13 protein-coding genes and 3 pseudogenes are annotated in these 14,975 nt (G+C 69.7%); 9 read left to right on the top strand and 7 right to left on the bottom strand.

From position 1 onward, the window contains the following. Position 1: 1 nt before the first annotated feature. Together ACZ4EG_RS24480 and ACZ4EG_RS24475 are read left to right on the top strand one after the other, a co-directional pair. Positions 2-403, top strand: a complete 402-nt coding sequence (locus tag ACZ4EG_RS24480; RefSeq protein WP_363299221.1) for a hypothetical protein — start codon at positions 2-4, stop codon at positions 401-403. Further along, positions 400-600, top strand: a complete 201-nt coding sequence (locus ACZ4EG_RS24475) for a hypothetical protein (protein ID WP_467792087.1) — start codon at positions 400-402, stop codon at positions 598-600. The genes ACZ4EG_RS24480 and ACZ4EG_RS24475 overlap by 4 nt, the downstream gene beginning before the upstream one ends. A 47-nt stretch (positions 601-647) precedes the next feature. Here ACZ4EG_RS24475 and ACZ4EG_RS24470 read toward each other — a convergent pair whose 3' ends face one another. Next, positions 648-1,499 (bottom strand): DUF4396 domain-containing protein, encoded by an 852-nt coding sequence (locus ACZ4EG_RS24470; RefSeq protein WP_467792086.1) that lies wholly within the window; start codon positions 1,497-1,499, stop codon positions 648-650. A 202-nt stretch (positions 1,500-1,701) separates the two neighbouring features. Continuing rightward, positions 1,702-2,625: a peptidoglycan-binding domain-containing protein gene (locus ACZ4EG_RS24465; RefSeq protein ID WP_467792085.1), complete on the bottom strand. Its 924-nt coding sequence runs from the start codon at positions 2,623-2,625 to the stop codon at positions 1,702-1,704. Positions 2,626-3,082: 457 nt separating this feature from the next. Between ACZ4EG_RS24465 and ACZ4EG_RS24460 the strand changes: the two genes are divergently transcribed. Continuing rightward, positions 3,083-4,627, top strand: a complete 1,545-nt coding sequence (locus ACZ4EG_RS24460) for an amino acid permease (RefSeq protein ID WP_467792084.1) — start codon at positions 3,083-3,085, stop codon at positions 4,625-4,627. A gap of 127 nt (positions 4,628-4,754) precedes the next feature. Here the strand turns inward: ACZ4EG_RS24460 and ACZ4EG_RS24455 are convergent. Both ACZ4EG_RS24455 and ACZ4EG_RS24450 read right to left on the bottom strand, forming a co-directional pair. Beyond that, a pseudogene (locus tag ACZ4EG_RS24455) lies at positions 4,755-5,229 on the bottom strand (sensor histidine kinase); the annotation flags it as partial. Positions 5,230-5,634: 405 nt separating this feature from the next. Then, on the bottom strand, positions 5,635-5,910 hold the full coding sequence (locus ACZ4EG_RS24450; protein ID WP_453548803.1) for a hypothetical protein: 276 nt from the start codon (positions 5,908-5,910) through the stop codon (positions 5,635-5,637). Between the two features lie 434 nt (positions 5,911-6,344). Between ACZ4EG_RS24450 and ACZ4EG_RS24445 the strand changes: the two genes are divergently transcribed. The 3 genes from ACZ4EG_RS24445 (at position 6,345) to ACZ4EG_RS24435 (ending at position 8,697) form a co-directional block, all read left to right on the top strand. After that, positions 6,345-7,433 (top strand): glycoside hydrolase family 3 N-terminal domain-containing protein, encoded by a 1,089-nt coding sequence (locus ACZ4EG_RS24445; protein ID WP_467792083.1) that lies wholly within the window; start codon positions 6,345-6,347, stop codon positions 7,431-7,433. 145 nt (positions 7,434-7,578) lie between these two features. Next, positions 7,579-8,052, top strand: a complete 474-nt coding sequence (locus ACZ4EG_RS24440) for a nuclear transport factor 2 family protein (RefSeq protein WP_467792082.1) — start codon at positions 7,579-7,581, stop codon at positions 8,050-8,052. A 42-nt stretch (positions 8,053-8,094) separates the two neighbouring features. Next, complete coding sequence (locus ACZ4EG_RS24435; RefSeq protein ID WP_467792081.1) at positions 8,095-8,697, top strand: TetR/AcrR family transcriptional regulator; 603 nt, start codon at positions 8,095-8,097, stop codon at positions 8,695-8,697. A gap of 42 nt (positions 8,698-8,739) precedes the next feature. Here ACZ4EG_RS24435 and ACZ4EG_RS24430 read toward each other — a convergent pair whose 3' ends face one another. After that, positions 8,740-9,231, bottom strand: coding sequence for a M20/M25/M40 family metallo-hydrolase (locus tag ACZ4EG_RS24430; RefSeq protein WP_467792080.1), 492 nt, complete (start codon positions 9,229-9,231; stop codon positions 8,740-8,742). A gap of 140 nt (positions 9,232-9,371) precedes the next feature. Then, positions 9,372-10,493 carry a diaminopropionate ammonia-lyase gene (locus ACZ4EG_RS24425; RefSeq protein ID WP_467792079.1) on the bottom strand — a complete coding sequence of 374 codons (1,122 nt, stop codon included), beginning with the start codon at positions 10,491-10,493 and terminating at the stop codon, positions 9,372-9,374. Between the two features lie 109 nt (positions 10,494-10,602). Between ACZ4EG_RS24425 and ACZ4EG_RS24420 the strand changes: the two genes are divergently transcribed. The 3 genes and pseudogenes from ACZ4EG_RS24420 to ACZ4EG_RS24410 form a co-directional block, all read left to right on the top strand. Next, positions 10,603-11,526 (top strand): LysR family transcriptional regulator, encoded by a 924-nt coding sequence (locus tag ACZ4EG_RS24420; RefSeq protein ID WP_467792078.1) that lies wholly within the window; start codon positions 10,603-10,605, stop codon positions 11,524-11,526. 54 nt (positions 11,527-11,580) lie between these two features. Next, a pseudogene (locus ACZ4EG_RS24415) lies at positions 11,581-12,027 on the top strand (hypothetical protein); the annotation flags it as partial. Next, positions 11,961-12,431 (top strand): annotated as a pseudogene (locus ACZ4EG_RS24410) (M20/M25/M40 family metallo-hydrolase); the annotation flags it as partial. The pseudogenes ACZ4EG_RS24415 and ACZ4EG_RS24410, both read left to right, overlap by 67 nt. A 38-nt stretch (positions 12,432-12,469) precedes the next feature. On the opposite strand, the gene ACZ4EG_RS24405 reads toward ACZ4EG_RS24410, so the two are convergent. Next, a complete protein-coding gene (locus tag ACZ4EG_RS24405) occupies positions 12,470-14,953 on the bottom strand; it encodes a SpoIIE family protein phosphatase (RefSeq protein WP_467792077.1) in 2,484 nt (827 codons plus the stop codon). Positions 14,954-14,975 lie beyond the last annotated feature (22 nt).

Genomic DNA, 14,975 nt, shown 5'->3' with positions numbered 1-14,975 from the left:
GATGGACATCCGGCGAAGGCGCCGCACCCTGCTGGCAGGACTGGCCACGGCCGCGCTCCTCGCGACCGGCACCGGCGCGGCCGCGGCCGACAGCTCCCCCGCACCGGCACCGACCGGCGACGGAGCGAAGGCACTGTGCAAGCGGGTGCCGAAGATCGACCGGCGGATCGAGCGGGCGCTGAAGCGGCTGGACGCCGGGGCCGGTACCCGGGGTTCGGTGGCCCGGCTGGAGCGACGCGTGGACAACGCCAAGAAGGCGGGCCACACCGAGATCGCCACGTTTCTCGAGGACCGGCTGAAGACCCGTAAGGCGCTGGTACCGACGCTCAAGCAGCGGCAGAAGGACCTCGCCGACGTCAGGACGTGGTGCCAGGACAACAACGGCGGCAGGGCAGCGAGTTGACGCGCGCAAAGGACTCTGCGGTACTGATCGCCCTCCTGGCCGCCCTGGCCGTCGGCTGCTCCGGTCACGACGGGGCAACGCCGACGGCACCCATGGCCACGCCGTCGGGCTACTCGCAGATGCGGCAGAAGGTCGACGCGGCCGAGTCCGCCGCCGCCGCGGCCGACCGGGACGCGGCCTCGGACACGGACCGCTGAACCGAGCAGGAGGCGCGTCTGAACCGAGCAGGAGGCGCGTCCCGCCTTCAAGGCCGTCGGCCGAGGTCCCCGAAGATGGCAGCCAGGAGCACGCCGGACGCGAGGAAGACCAGGGTCAGCGTCGCCATCGCGGCCTTCTGTTCCCGGGTCACCTCGGGGCGAGGCATGGTCATTTCAGTGCCGGGCGGGGCGGCTGCGGCCGGCGGTTCGCTGATCGGCTCGCCGCCTTCGCCCAGCACACGTACCGTTCCCATCCCGTGCTTGAGGTGGTTGCTCACCAGCCAGACGTTGACGGGACAGGCGAACGCCAGACCGGCCAGGACGGCCAGGGAGAACGTCGTCCAGAAGCGCACACCGGCGGCGTCGTGGGTGCCCGGCACATGGCTCCGGACGATGACGATCACGGCCACCATGGCGCCCATCACGCAGTTCATCGACAGCCACTCCGCGAACACCGTCGAACGGACGGCTCGCAGATAGCTGCCACCGAGCATGTCGCGCATGAAAAGGGCCTGGAATACGAGCAGTCCGAAGCCGAAGCCCACTATGTACTCGGTCAGACTGTCGGCCCAGGCCGGAAGGCCGATCACCGAGGTGATGACGGCTGCCAGCACGATGCCTGTGGCGTCGCCCGCCACACAGTGGATGGTCGATCCGAAGGCCTGCTTCCACAGGGGCGCCACGAAGTTCTCGTGGGTCCCCGGCCGAGGCTCCTTGCAGGAGAGCACGTAGAGCGCGGCGCCGATCGGCCCGATGTAGAGGGTCACCAGGACCCAGCCCCACTTCATGACCGTGAGTTCGGGGTTCTTGGTGAACGCGTCGAACGCGACGTGGACGGTGGACAGGGCGACCAGGAAGAACCAGATGTACATGAGGGTGCCGGCGGTGGTCCCGCTCATGCCGCCACCGGCCGCAAGCATGTCCACTGCGCCCTCCGCCCCGCTCGCACACCCGTGTGGCATCACTCTCCCGTGACAGGTCATGAGGCGGCAGGGCGCCTCCACGGGGCGGTCCGACGGACCTCGCCGCGTCCTTCGGGGTGGTTGCTTTCACCCCGGTGGAGGCAGCACAGCGGGCAGCGCGGCGGGTATCCCCGTACGGCTACTTCGTGCGCAGCATGAGGGCCTGGCGGGTGTTGTCCCCGTACACGCCGAGCTCGTCCCCGCGGATGCCGTACCGCTGCTGGAAGCGGGCGACAGCCTGGCGGACCTTGGTGTCGTACCGGCCGTTGATCGCGCCGCGGTCGTAGATCTGCGGGATCTGGAGCAGACGTACCTGCAACTCGTACACGCCATGGCCGCTGTCGCCCGGACGCAGAACCCCCGTGCCGGGAATCTCGGGCAGCGGGGCGGTGCTGCCGGGCTCCGGCTGGTCCGGTTGCCCCAGGGATGCGGGTGGCGCCGTCGGTGCGCTGTGACCGTTGGTGAGGAGGGAAGAGGCGATGAACACACCGCTTACGGCGCCCAGTCCGAAGACTCCGGCGACGCGGGCGTGCCGTGGGTCGATGGACCTCCGGTGCTTGCGGCCATGCTTCTGCGCGGGCGGGTGGACCGGGGGCGGGGGCATGGGCGCCGCGGGAGCCGGGGCGGCGGACCTGGCCACGGGCGGAGCCCAGCGTTGCGGTGTGGAGGAGGGGGCGCGACCCGCAGATGAGTCACTTCTCCGGACGGTGCCTTGCCGCGGATGAACCCGGGGAGTGAAGAACGGCGACGGCTCCCCGCGCCCGGGGCCCCCGTACTCCCCGGTGGACGGCTCAGCGGCCTGCTGCGGCGAAGGCGCCTGCGGACCCTTCTCGCGTGCCCACAACGGCTCCACCACGGAGGCTTCCACGACCCCGGGCGCGTACCCGGGGAGGTCGCCGCCCTCGGTCGTTGGGCTGCGGTGCTGCTCCCGATCCAGCGCATGAAGGTCGGCGCGCGCGGCGTCCAGCGCCTCCAGAACCGCCCGGAAGGAAGCCCGGATGTCCTGCGCCGGGTCCTCCGCGGACGCGAGGGCTCGCCGCGGATCGGCGTCGTCGAATGCCATGGGCAGTCCTCCTCGGTCGACGTCTGTGGCATGCCACGTCGGACACCCGTCCTTGTGCAGCGATACGCAGGCCGATCCGCCTTGTCTCAATCAGCCGCAGGGAGTTGAGGCCTTCGGTCCCTCGGCCACAGACAGTCGTGGAGGTACAGCGCGAAGGGGATCCACCAGATCGCACCGTTGTGACGAGCCGTCATATCGGCGCGTATCCGCGTGCGCTGGCTTCCGTCGATCCTGCCGCGTAAGTCCTTAAGGTAATGAGGCAGGCCATTGATCGACAAGTGGTTGCGGACGGCCCGGGGCGCGACGGCGGTGTCGAAGCCTTTTCGTAACCGGTGTTTAACGCCAGACTCTTGCGCTCGGCGGCATCGACCGCAAAGGTATCGCACCAAACCTTTGATTGAGGCGGGGAGCGGTACGTCGGATCCACCGGCGGCCACCAGAGCCCGAGGAGGCCCGTATGCCCACCGACAAGTCAGTGACGGAGCCGGAGCGCGAGAAGGCTCTGTCCGGAGACGCTCAACGCCTTCACGAACTCGGCTACGCCCAGGAACTGGCGCGTTCGATGTCGGCGTTCTCGAACTTCGCCATTTCGTTCACCATCATCTCCGTCCTCTCCGGCTGTCTGACGCTGTACGGCTTCGGCATGGTCACCGGCGGCCCGGCGATGATCACTTGGGGCTGGCCACTGGTCGGCATCATGACCCTCTTCGTGGGCCTGGCCATGGCCGAGGTCTGCTCCAGCTACCCGACGGCCGGCGGCCTGTACTACTGGGCGGCGAAGCTCGCTCCGTCCCACGGCGCGGCCTGGTCCTGGTTCACCGGCTGGTTCAACTTCCTCGGCCAGGTGGCGGTGACCGCGGGCATCGACTTCGGCGCGGCCTTCTTCCTCAACGCACTGCTCGACCTGCAGTTCGGCTTCTCCGCCACGCCCGGACACACCATCGTGATCTTCGGGATCGTGCTGGCCGTCCACGGCGCGCTGAACACCTTCGGCGTCAAACTCGTCTCCTTCCTCGGCAACGTCAGCGTGTGGTGGCACATCCTCGGCGTGCTGATCATCGTCGGCGCGCTCGTGATCTTCCCCTCGAAGCACCAGTCGGCGGACTTCGTCTTCACTCACTTCGTCAACGGCACCGGCTGGGGCTCCAGCTTCTACGTCGGACTCCTCGGCCTGCTGCTCGCCCAGTACACCTTCACCGGCTACGACGCCTCCGCGCACATGACCGAGGAGACCCACAACGCGGCCGAGGCCGGACCGCGCGGCATTGTGATGTCGATCCTGGTCTCCCTCGTCGCCGGCTGGGTCCTCCTGCTCGGCATCACCTTCGCCATCCAGAGTTACGACGGCGCCCTGACCAGCTCGACCGGCGTGCCCCCGGCGCAGATCTTCATCGACGCCCTCGGCGAGACCGGTGGCAAGCTCCTGCTGCTCATCGCGATCGGCGCCCAGTTCTTCTGCGGCATGTCCTCGGTCACCGCGAACTCCCGCATGATCTACGCCTTCTCCCGGGACGGTGCACTGCCCGGCTCGCAGGTGTGGCACCGCATCAACAAGCGGACCAAGACACCCACCAACGCGGTCTGGCTGGCGGCGGGCGGCGCCTTCGTCCTCGGCCTGCCCTATCTGTGGAACGCCACCGCGTACGCGGCCGTGACCTCGATCGCCGTCATCGGCCTGTACATCGCCTATGTCATGCCCGTCTTCCTGCGGCTGCTCCAAGGCAACAACTTCGAGCGGGGGCCCTGGCACCTCGGCCGCTGGAGCCGGCCGATCGGCATCATCGCCGTCGCCTGGACGCTGATCATCACCGTCCTGTTCATGCTGCCCACGGCCAGCCCTGTCACCGGTAAGAACTTCAACTACACCCCGATCGCCGTCCTCATCGTCCTCGGCTTCGCCGGAGTGTGGTGGCTGGTCTCGGCGCACAACTGGTTCAAGGGCCCGAAGGTCCAGGGCACCGCCGAAGAGCTGGCGGAGATCGAGCATGAACTCGAGTTCTGAGCCGGTGCGCCGGGCTGCCGGGACCTGCCTGCGGCAGGAGTGAAGGACGGCGACCACCGGCCGGCCCAGTACCCATACGACGTATCGCTCCGCCTGCCCCCGGCGACCGCCGGGGGCAGGCCGCGTCCGCGGCGGCGAGGGCGGCGACCGCGGGCGGCGCGAGCACCAGGTTCGGGTCGAAGCGCCCGGCGAGCTGCACCTGCGCGGCGACGACGAACGCCGTCAGGACCGCCACGAGAACGAGGGGGGCGCGGGACGGCAGCATGCGCAGGCCGGTGTAGAAGAACGGCACGGCGCACCAGGCGAAGCCGGGTGCCAGCACGACCAGCACCATCCACACCACGACGACCAGCGCCAGCCACAGCCACGCCGAGCGCCGCCGTGCGGGCCGTGGGCCCATGCCCCCCGTCCGGGGACCCAGCAGATGCAGTACGGCGAGCACGACGGACAGCGCGATGATCCACGGGGTGCGCGGCTCGCCGGGATGCCGCGGGAGGAAGCGGGCGAGCGCACCGCCGAGCAGGAGGAAGAACGCCGCCGTGCATCACGACGCCGAGCCACCGGCTGTCGACGGCGCTCGATTCGTACGGCCGCTCCCGCATCCGGCGTCTGCCTCCCCTCACGCTTGTGTCCCTGTGCCCCAGCGACCCGCCGCGCGGGGCTGAACTTGGCAAACACGTCCATAGTGACGCTGAGCGGGAGCCGGGTGGTCTACCGATCGGATGACCTCGGTGTCGTCCTTCGCGCGGCGCCGAGGCAGCCGGAACGCCGACCGTACGGGCCCGAACCGGAGGCGAGGGTGGAGAGCGAACGAAGCGGGCGGCAACCGGGCCGCCCGCCCACCGGGCCGCCCGCCCACCCGAGGAATCGACCCACCGATGAAGGCCATGAACCCCGTGTCCAAGCCTCCGTACCGGCCGCCCGGGTCACACAGGGTGCCCCAGGAGCGTGTGCTGTCCTGTGGCACCCCTTGGGCTCTTGGAGTGGGACCACTCCTCGGCGCGGGACTACGGCTGGGCCGCGGGCCTCACGAGGTCGTCCGCCATCTGCTGGGCCCAGCGGCGACGGGCTCGCCGCACATCGTCCCCCACGGCTCCCGGCCCCCAGAGACATTCCTTGTAGACCGGAGCCAAGTCGGCCGGGTCGTCCAGGGCGGTCATCGTCTCGCTGATCGCCTGACGCAGTTCCACGTTCGAGTACAGCGACGTGTGGTCGAGGCTGCTCAGGTACAGCGCGGCGGCATGCGCCGAGTCCTGGTCGGAGTGTTGGCCGTGGGAGGTCATGCAGTCCCTCCTCATGCTGGAGGATGCGCGAACGAACTTTGAGGTACCGCAGGTGGGGGCCGTGTCCCGCACCGCGCACAGTGTCATAATCCGGTCGTTGTGGCTAGTTTGTTGGTGGATTGTGTTCATACTGCGCACGGGCTGTTCGCCCTGTCTGTGGCCTACGTCACGCAAGGCCCTGCGAACTCATCGCGCCTCTCATGCCACTCACCCACAGAAAGCGGCGCCCGGGTCGACCCCCCGGGGCCGGGCACTGGAGGGGTGACACCATGGGACGGGCAACAGCTCCCATTCGCGGGCACGGTCGGAGGGCGCGATCCACGGGTTCTCGGCTCATCGTTCTGGCAGCTGTCTGTGCGGTGTTCCTCTCGGGCTGCGGCGGCGGGACCGACCTGACCGGGGCGAGGCCCCAGCAGGGCACCGTGCCTCCCCCAGTGGCCCCCAAACCCTCGACGGCGACCTGCCTCGACCGGATCGGCTCGCACATGACGCCCGCCCAGAAGGTCGGCCAGTTGTTCGTGGCGGGGGTGCGTGTCCGGCCGGGCAGCGAAGGGAGCATGGCGGCGAGCCTGGCCGCCCTGGGCAACCACCATGTCGGCTCGGTGATCCTCATGGGACCGAGTGGCGCCGGCGCGTCGGCGATCAAGGCCGTGACGGAGCGTGTGGGTCTGCTCGGCCAGACTGTCGGAGAGAGCCGCATCGCCCCTCTGGTCTCGACCGACCAGGAAGGCGGCCAGGTGCAGCCGCTGCGCGGGCCCGGTTTCACCGACATCCCACCCGCTCTGGCCCAGGGCGGCTGGAGTGAGCAGCGGCTGCGTCAGCAGGCGGCACAATGGGCAGCCGAACTGCATGGAGCGGGCATCAACCTCGACCTGGCGCCCGTCGCCGACGTCGTCTCCTCGGGCATGGGACGGGCCAATGGCCCCATAGGTCGCTACGACCGTCAGTTCGGCTACACCGCGGAAGCCGTTTCCGGTCACAGCGCCGCGTTCATCAAGGGATTCCGGCAGGCGGGCGTGCTGACCACGCTCAAGCACTTTCCCGGACTGGGCAGTGTTCGCGGCAACACCGACACGACTGTGCAGGTCACGGATACCGTCGTGGGCCGCGATTCCCGTGACCTCACCGTCTATCGAGAGGGCATGGCGGCCGGCGCCCGGTTCGTCATGGTGTCCCTGGCGACGTACACCCGTATCGATCCGGCGCGTCAGGCGGTCTTCTCGCCCATCGTCATCGAGGACGCGTTGCGCAAGGACCTCGGATTCGACGGGGTCGTCATCTCGGACGACCTGGGGAACGCGGCCGCGGTGCAGTCCATGCCTCCGGCCCAGCGCGCTCTGGCCTTCCTTCGCGCCGGTGGGGACCTCGTGCTGACCGTGAATGCCGACCACATCCCCGCGATGACAGCCGCGGTCCTGAACGCCGAACGCGATCAGCCGGCACTCCGGGCGCACGTCGAGGCGAGCGTACGGCGGATCCTGGCGGCCAAGAAGGCAGCCGGCCTCATTCACTGCGCGGACTGAACCCGCTACCCATGGTGATCTCGCGGACGACTCCCGACCGCCTTGCCCTTGCGTGAGAACCATCGTTCTCGCTAGTGTGCCGGAAGTGGAGAACGTGCGTTCTCGTCGAGAGCCCGACCACGAGTGCCTGACCGAAGGAATTGACATGACACACGAACCGCGCCCTCCGTTCCCGCCGTTCACCCGTGAGTCCGCGGTGGAGAAGGTCCGGCTTGCGGAGGACGGCTGGAACTCCCGCGACCCGGAAAAGGTCGCCCTCGCCTACACCGTGGACTCTCGGTGGCGAAACCGCGCCGAGTTCGCCACGGGCCACGACGAGATCGTCTCCTTCCTCACCAGGAAGTGGAATCGGGAGCTCGACTACCGGCTCATCAAGGAGCTTTGGGTCCACGACGGCAGCCGCATCGCGGTGCGGTTCGCCTACGAGTACCACGACGACTCGGGCAACTGGTTTCGCGCCTACGGCAACGAGAACTGGGAATTCGGTGATGACGGGCTGATGCATCACCGTTACGCCTCCATCAACGAACTGCCCATCAAGGAGTCGGAGCGCTTGTTCCAGTGGCCCCTGGGGCGGCGACCCGATGGCCACCCGGGCTTGAGTGACCTGGGTCTGTAGAGTCTCGTCGCCGAGGTCGGTCGGCGGTGCGGGCCGAAAACGATGGTTCCCCCGGAGGAGGTGGCTGAAGTGGATCGCGAAGAGGCCGAGAAGCGAGTTCTCGACGCGGCCGAGGAGTTGTTCTACGGCCAGGGCATCCGGGCTGTGGGGATGGACGCGATACGGTCCGCCTCCGCCGTTCCGCTTAAGCGCCTCTACCAGCTCTTCCCCTCCAAGGACTCGCTGATCGAGGCCTACCTGCGACGGCGGGACGCGCGTTGGCTGAGCGAGCTGGCCCAGTATGTGGAGACCGTCGAATCGCCGACCCAGCGCATCCTGGCGGTGTTCGACTGGCTGTACCGCTGGTTCAGTGAGCCGGGCTTCCGTGGCTGCGGATTCATCAACTCCTTCGGGGAGATGGGCGGGACATCCCCCGCCGTGGCCGACATCGCGAAGGCTCACAAGCAGGCGTTCCGGGACTACGTCGCTGACTTGGTGGCTGCGGCGGAAGCGCCCAACTGGCTTGCCGACCACCTCGTTCTGCTCGCCGAGGGCGCGATGACCACGGCAGCCATCCACGGTTCCCCCGAGCCTGCCCGCCAGGCCAAGGACGCCGCGCGCACCTTGCTGCAGACCTCTCGTGCGGGCACCGACACCCCTGCCTGAAGCCCGTGGTCAGTCGGCACGCCTCAATCGTGCCGCAGCCGTTCAGTCCTGATTGGCGAGCCGCAGAAGGGTCGTCGCGAGGACGTCGACCCCGTGGGCGCACGCCTCGGGCGTGGAGTATTCGCGAGGGTTGTGGCTGATGCCGTCGTACTCGCCCGGCACGAAGATCATGGCGGTGGGGCAGAGAGCGGCGATCTCCTGGGCGTCGTGGCCGGCCCCCGAGAGCAGGGAGATGTGCGGCAGGCCGTGGTCGTCGGAGGCCTGGGCGATGACTTTCTGCACCTCCTCGTCGAAGGGGACACAGGAGGTCTTGGCCATCCGCCGGGTGGCCAGGGACAGACCCGGCCGACTCCCCTCCAGGTCGTGCAGGAACGCGGCCAAGTCCCCCTCGGCACGGGCCATCTGGGCGTCATCGGGGTTGCGCAGGTCGACGGTCAACTCCGCGCGGGCCGGGACGATGTTGGTCAGGTCCGGGTGGACGGTCAGATGGCCGACGGTGGCGCGCAGGTCGCCGTACGAGCCCGAGTCGACCATGGCCCGCAGGTGGACGATGATCTGTGCGGCGGCGAGACCGGCGGTCGCCGTTGACGGTGATGCTGTCGGGGGTGGGGCCAGTCATGGTCGGTCTCCCATCAGTCGTACGGGGTGGGCAGCGCCGTATCAGGACGAGGCGGTTACTGATCGACGGCGGAGTGCGGGTTGGCGTCCGTGCCCTCGGTGCTGAGCAGTACGACCACCGAGGCCGGGCCCAGCCCCAGTGCCGCACGGCGCTCTTCGGCGCCCTTTCCGGTGAGCGCCGCGCGGACACCGGCGAGAGCGGCGGCACCGCACGGGCCCGAGGAGACACCGAGTTCCGCGAGGTCGGCGGCCGCGCAGGCGCTCGCGGCATCGGTGACGGCGACCGCGGCGTCGAGCCCGCCGTGCAGACAGGGCCAGGCGATGCTGGACGGGGTGCCGCAGTTCAGCCCGGCCATGGCGGTGTGACCGGTGATGACGCTGATGGGTTCACCCCGATCGAGACTCTCGATGACGCATGCCGCGGCCTCCGGTTCGACGGAGAGCAGCGCCGGAGCCGGTCCGGACGGACGACTCCGGTAGTGGGTCACCACGGCCTGGGCCAGGGACCCGACGCCCACCGGGACGGCGACGAGCCCCGGCGCCGTGGCTCCCGCGGCAGCGAGCTGCTCGTCCATTTCGACGCAGAGGGTGGAGTAGCCCTCGACGATCCAGCCCGGGATCGTCTCATAGCCCGGCCAGGCGGTGTCCTGGATCAGGACCGCGTCCGCAGCGGCTTCGGCCGCGTCGGCCGCCTGCCGTACGGCGTCGTCGTACGACCCGGGAACGCGGGTGATGTCCGCCCCCTCGGATCCGATGGCCGCGACGGCCGCCGGATGGACGCCCCGGGGAACGAATATGTGCGCGCGCCGGCCGAGCAGACGCGCCGACCGGGCCACCGCGCGGCCGTGGTTGCCGTCGGTGGCGCTGATCAGCGTGGCGGGCGCCGTGCCCGGGTGGCGGGCCGCCTGCTCCGCCAGCCCACGGTGTATCGCCCAGGAAGCGCCCAGCGCCTTGAAGGCCGGCAGGCCCAGGCGGGACGACTCGTCCTTGACGAAAACCCGGCCGACCGCCAACTCAGCGGCCAGGGAGGGGAGTTCTCTCAGTGGGGTGGGGGCATAGCCGGGCAGGGCGGCGTGAAAGTCCCGTACCTCGGCAGGCGCGGGTGCGCAGGTCCAGGACCGGGCAGCGGGCCGGGCGAACCAGGGCAGCGCCCTCGTGGAAGAAGCGTTCTCAAGCACGCCCTCAGCCTGCGGCCGTCCCGCATCATCGGTCCAGCGAATGTTTCCGACTTATATTCATCAGTGGGACCGATGAATCAAGCCTCCGAGCAAAGCGAGCGATCTGCCGATGTTCGACCTGCACCGGCTGCGCCTGCTCCGCGAACTCAAGCACCGCGGCACCCTCGCTGCCGTCGCCGCAGCCCTGTCGTACAGCCCGTCCTCCGTTTCCCAGCAGCTCTCTCAGCTGGAGGCGGAGGCCGGTGTCCCGCTGCTGGAGCCAGTGGGCCGGCGGGTACGGCTGACCGAGCAGGCCGAGATCCTGGTCTCGCACACCGAGGCCGTGCTGGAGCGGCTGGAGCGCGCCGAGGCGGACATAGCCACCTCGCTGACCGACCTGACCGGCATGCTGCGCATCGCCTCGTTCCAGACGGCTGCCCTCACCTTGGTGCCACCTGCGCTGAGCCTGCTGCGCGACCAGCACCCGGGCCTGCGGGTGCATGTGGCACAGATGCCTCCGGAAGTGGCCCTGTCCGCCCTCCAGGCCCGCGACTTCGACCTGGTCGTGGCCGAGGAGTACCCGGGCAATCCCAATCCCCGGCCGTCGGGCGTAGAACAGGAAGATCTGCTGGATGACCCCCTTCACCTCGCCCTGTCCGGAAAGCCGTCGGAGGACACGGGCGGCCCCACCGCGTCGCTGCGCGCGCTCGCCGATCGGCCCTGGGCCATGGAGCCCGAGGGCACGGCCGCCCGCCACTGGGCCATGACCCTGTGCCGCAACGCCGGTTTCGAGCCCGATGTGCGCTTCGAGACCACCGACCTTCTGCTCCAACTCCGCCTGGTCGAACAGGGCCATGCCGTCGCCCTGCTGCCCGACCTCGTATGGAACGGGCAATCACCGACGCTCGCCCTGCAGACACTCCCGCGCGGCCAACGCACCCGCCGCATCTTCACCGCCGTACGCCAGGGCCGTAGCCGACACCCCGCCGTCATCGCCGCCCGTCGTGCTCTCCAGCACGCAGTGACGGAACTGACGGCCCGGACCGGCGCCTGAACGGCGCGGACAAGGCTCGGAGGCCTCGCGAGTGTTCGGAATTTCCGATGGCTCATGCTCGGAAACCTTCGCTGGACCGATGCGATACGCCTGGTGCACGGTGCTCTGATCACGGATCCGCCGTCGAGACCCCGCTCCCTGGCGCGCCCTCCCCGGGCGCGGCAACGCGCCGGAAGGCCCCCCATGCTGCCCCAACCACCCGCAACCCCAACGGCTTCCGAGCTCCTGGACCGCGACCCCGTTCGTCTCCTGGCCCGGCTGACCGCCCTCGACTCCGCCAACCCCGACCTCGTACCCGGCGGGGCAGGCGAGACCGCCGTCGCCGACTTCTGCGGCGCATGGCTTGCCGCCCAGGGGTTCGAGGTGCATCGCCTGGAAGAACGTCCGGGGCGTCCCTCGCTCGTCGCGATCGCCCGCGGTGTCGGAGGCGGTCGGTCACTCATGCTCAACGGCCACCTCGACACGGTCGGGCTCGCCGGTTACGACGGCGATCCCCTCGACCCGGAGATCCGGGACGGCAAGATGTTCGGCCGCGGTACCTTCGACATGCCGACAGCGTCGAACGGGAGCTGACCGCCGTACTCGACCAACTCGTCGTCACGGTCCCGGACTTCCGGTACCGGCTGACCCGTGGCCTGTACCGAGAGCCCTTCGAGGCCGATCCCCAGGCGCCGATCGTCCGCACCCTGGCCCGCCACGCCGGGGAGTCGCTCGGGCACCCGCCCGTGGTCCGCGCCGAGCCGTTCTGGACCGACTGCGCCCTCCTCGCCCGCGCGGGCATCCCCTGCCTGCTCTTCGGCGTCGACGGCGCGGGTGCCCACGCGGCCACCGAGTACGTCGAGCTGGCCTCGCTGGAGCGCCTGACCGGCATTCTCACCGACACCATCGCGGAATTCTGTTCCTGAGTCCGCACGGGTCCCCCCGGGCACGCGGAAGACATCTCTCAGTCCGTGGGCAGTGCCTGTTCCGCCCAGATGGTCTTGCCCTCGCGGGTGTAGCGCGTGCCCCACCGCAGTACGAGCTGGGCAACGATGAACAGCCCGCGACCGCCTTCGTCGTCGTCCGCGCTGTGGCGCAGGTGGGGCGCGGTGTGGCCGGCGTCCGCGACCTCGCACACCAGGGTGCGGTCACGGATGAGCCGTAGATGCAGCGGCCCTTCGGCGTATCTGATGGCGTTCGTGACCAACTCGCTGACGATCAGCTCGGTGGAGAACACGAGTTCCTCAAGCTCCCAGTCGGTCAGCCGGCCGGCGACCAGCTCCCTCGCGCGACCGGCGGCCACCGGCTCAGCGGGCAGATTCCAGACGGCGACCCTGCGGCTGTCGAGCTCGCGGGTGCGGACCAGCAGGAGGGCCGTGTCATCGGTGGTCGTGCTGTCGGGGAGAAGTTCGGTGATGACACGGTCGCAGAGATCCTCCAGAGAACCCGAGTTCTCGCTGAGGACCTTCCCGAGGGTGTCCAGCCCCTTGTCGATGTCCCGGTTGCGCAACTCGACCAGTCCATCGGTGAACAGGGCCAGCAGACTGCCCGCCGGCAGTTCGATCTCCAGGGACTCGAAGGGAAGCCCGCCGAGGCCCAGAGGCGGACCGGCCGGCAGATCCGGGAAGCTGACCCGTCCGTCGAGTTCCACGACCGCGGGCGGCAGATGGCCCGCGCGAGCCATGGTGCAGCGTCGCGACACGGGATCGTAGACCGCGTAGAGGCAGGTGGCCCCGGCCGCGACATCGTCGTCGGGGGCCGCGCCGAGGGGGGCCGTGCCGGCCTCCGCCGACTGCCCCACGAGGTCGTCCAGCCGCTTCAGGAGTTCGTCGGGGGGAATGTCCATGGGGGCGAGGGCACGTACGGTCGTACGCAGCCGCCCCATGGTGGCCGCCGCGTGGAGCCCATGTCCCACCACGTCTCCGACCACCAGCCCGACGCGTGCTCCGGAGAGCGGGATGACGTCGAACCAGTCGCCGCCGACACCGCTCAGCGCGTCCGTCGGCAGATAGCGATGGGCCACCTCGACCGCCGAGTTGGGCGGCAGGTACTGCGGCAGGAGCTGGCGCTGAAGCGCGAGGGCCGCAGTGCGTTCGCGGGTGTAGCGGCGGGCGTTGTCGAGGGACACCGCGGCCCGGGCGGCCAGCTCGTCCGCCACCGCGACGGCCGGCTTGTCGAAGATCCCCGACCCGCTGTGGCGTACGAAGGTGACGAGGCCGAGGGAGCTGCCGCCCGCGCGCAGCGGCACGACCAGCGTGTCTTCATCGAGGACGAGCCCACCCGAGGCGAGGCTGCGGTGCTGGGGCGAGCCGTCCGCGTACACCACCGGATGCGGCTCGCGACTCGGTGATCCCGCGGAGCCCGCCGCGTCCACCGTGTCCACCACGTCCATCGCGTCGATCGTGTCCATCGCGTCCGCCGTGTGCTCGGGGGAGACCGAGCGGGAGGAGGCGCGGATCAGCTCGCTGCCCGCCGGACCAGCGATGTCCGGCACCTCGCCGCTCAGCACGGCCGGCGCGAGGTCCACTTCGACGAGGTCGGCGAACTCGGGGACCGCCACCGCGGCCAGCTCGTCCGTCGTGGCGATCACGTCCAGCGTGGTACCGACGCGACGGCCGGCCTCCACCAGCAGATTGAGCTGGCGCTGCGCCTCGTGGCGGTCGGAGATGTCGAACGCGTCCTCGCACACGCCCAGCACCTGGCCGTTCTGATCCTGCAGTCGGTAGTACGAACAGGACCACAGATGTTCCCTCCCGGGCGCGCTGGGCTGCTGTCCGCGGAAGTGCAGGTCGATGATCGGCTCTCCGGTGTCCAGCACCCTGCGCATGACCGCGTCCAGGGTCTCCGGGTAGCCCGGCGTCACGAACCTCCCACCGGGGTACAGCTCGCCGGCCGACCTGCCCCGGGCCTCCGCGCTCGGCAGGCCGAGCTCCATCTCGGAGGCGGCGTTGCACCAGACGAGGCGAAGCTCGGTGTCATAGATGGCGAAGCCCAGCGGTGACTGGGTGGCCAGTCCGTCCAGCATGGCCAGCCGGGACTCCCAATCACCGAGCCGGCCGCAGTCGGCCGCCACCACGACCCGCTGCGCGGATCCGGTGCCGGACAGCTGACAGTGCCTGGTGACGAGTTGCAGACGGTGGCCGTCGCGGTGGACGGCCACCTGCACGTCACGCTGCGGCAAGGTCAGGACCGGAACGCCGGCGGGGTGCTCCGCCGACGAGGGCTCGCACGCGGACGGCGTTCCGGTCCCGGTTTCGGCTGCGGACACCAGGAACGTGCTCATGGGACGCCCGACGATCTCGGACGGCACATATCCGAGGAGCTCCTGCGCCGCAGGGCTCCAGCCGATCACGATGTCCTGGCTGTCGACCACGAATGTGGCAGCCATTGTCACGTCCAGCGGACCGCGGAAGTCGGCGTCCCTGGCCGCCTTTCCTGCGTAGCTCATGACGCCCTCACCGGCCTGCCTC

The organism is Streptomyces sp. NPDC025638 (assembly GCF_055558775.1).
Note: the sequence above shows the minus strand (reverse complement) of the source record. Positions and strands in the feature narration are given on the sequence as shown.

Excerpts from the sequence above, each read along its gene's own strand:
- ACZ4EG_RS24420 (WP_467792078.1), top strand. The coding sequence starts at position 10,603 with ATGTTCGACCTGCACCGGCTGCGCCTGCTCCGCGAACTCAAGCACCGC.
- ACZ4EG_RS24465 (WP_467792085.1), bottom strand. The coding sequence starts at position 2,625 with ATGGCATTCGACGACGCCGATCCGCGGCGAGCCCTCGCGTCCGCGGAG.
- ACZ4EG_RS24440 (WP_467792082.1), top strand. The coding sequence starts at position 7,579 with ATGACACACGAACCGCGCCCTCCGTTCCCGCCGTTCACCCGTGAGTCC.
- ACZ4EG_RS24480 (WP_363299221.1), top strand. The coding sequence starts at position 2 with ATGGACATCCGGCGAAGGCGCCGCACCCTGCTGGCAGGACTGGCCACG.
- ACZ4EG_RS24405 (WP_467792077.1), bottom strand. The coding sequence starts at position 14,953 with ATGAGCTACGCAGGAAAGGCGGCCAGGGACGCCGACTTCCGCGGTCCG.
- ACZ4EG_RS24460 (WP_467792084.1), top strand. The coding sequence starts at position 3,083 with ATGCCCACCGACAAGTCAGTGACGGAGCCGGAGCGCGAGAAGGCTCTG.
- ACZ4EG_RS24435 (WP_467792081.1), top strand. The coding sequence starts at position 8,095 with ATGGTTCCCCCGGAGGAGGTGGCTGAAGTGGATCGCGAAGAGGCCGAG.
- ACZ4EG_RS24470 (WP_467792086.1), bottom strand. The coding sequence starts at position 1,499 with ATGAGCGGGACCACCGCCGGCACCCTCATGTACATCTGGTTCTTCCTG.
- ACZ4EG_RS24430 (WP_467792080.1), bottom strand. The coding sequence starts at position 9,231 with ATGGTCGACTCGGGCTCGTACGGCGACCTGCGCGCCACCGTCGGCCAT.
- ACZ4EG_RS24450 (WP_453548803.1), bottom strand. The coding sequence starts at position 5,910 with ATGACCTCCCACGGCCAACACTCCGACCAGGACTCGGCGCATGCCGCC.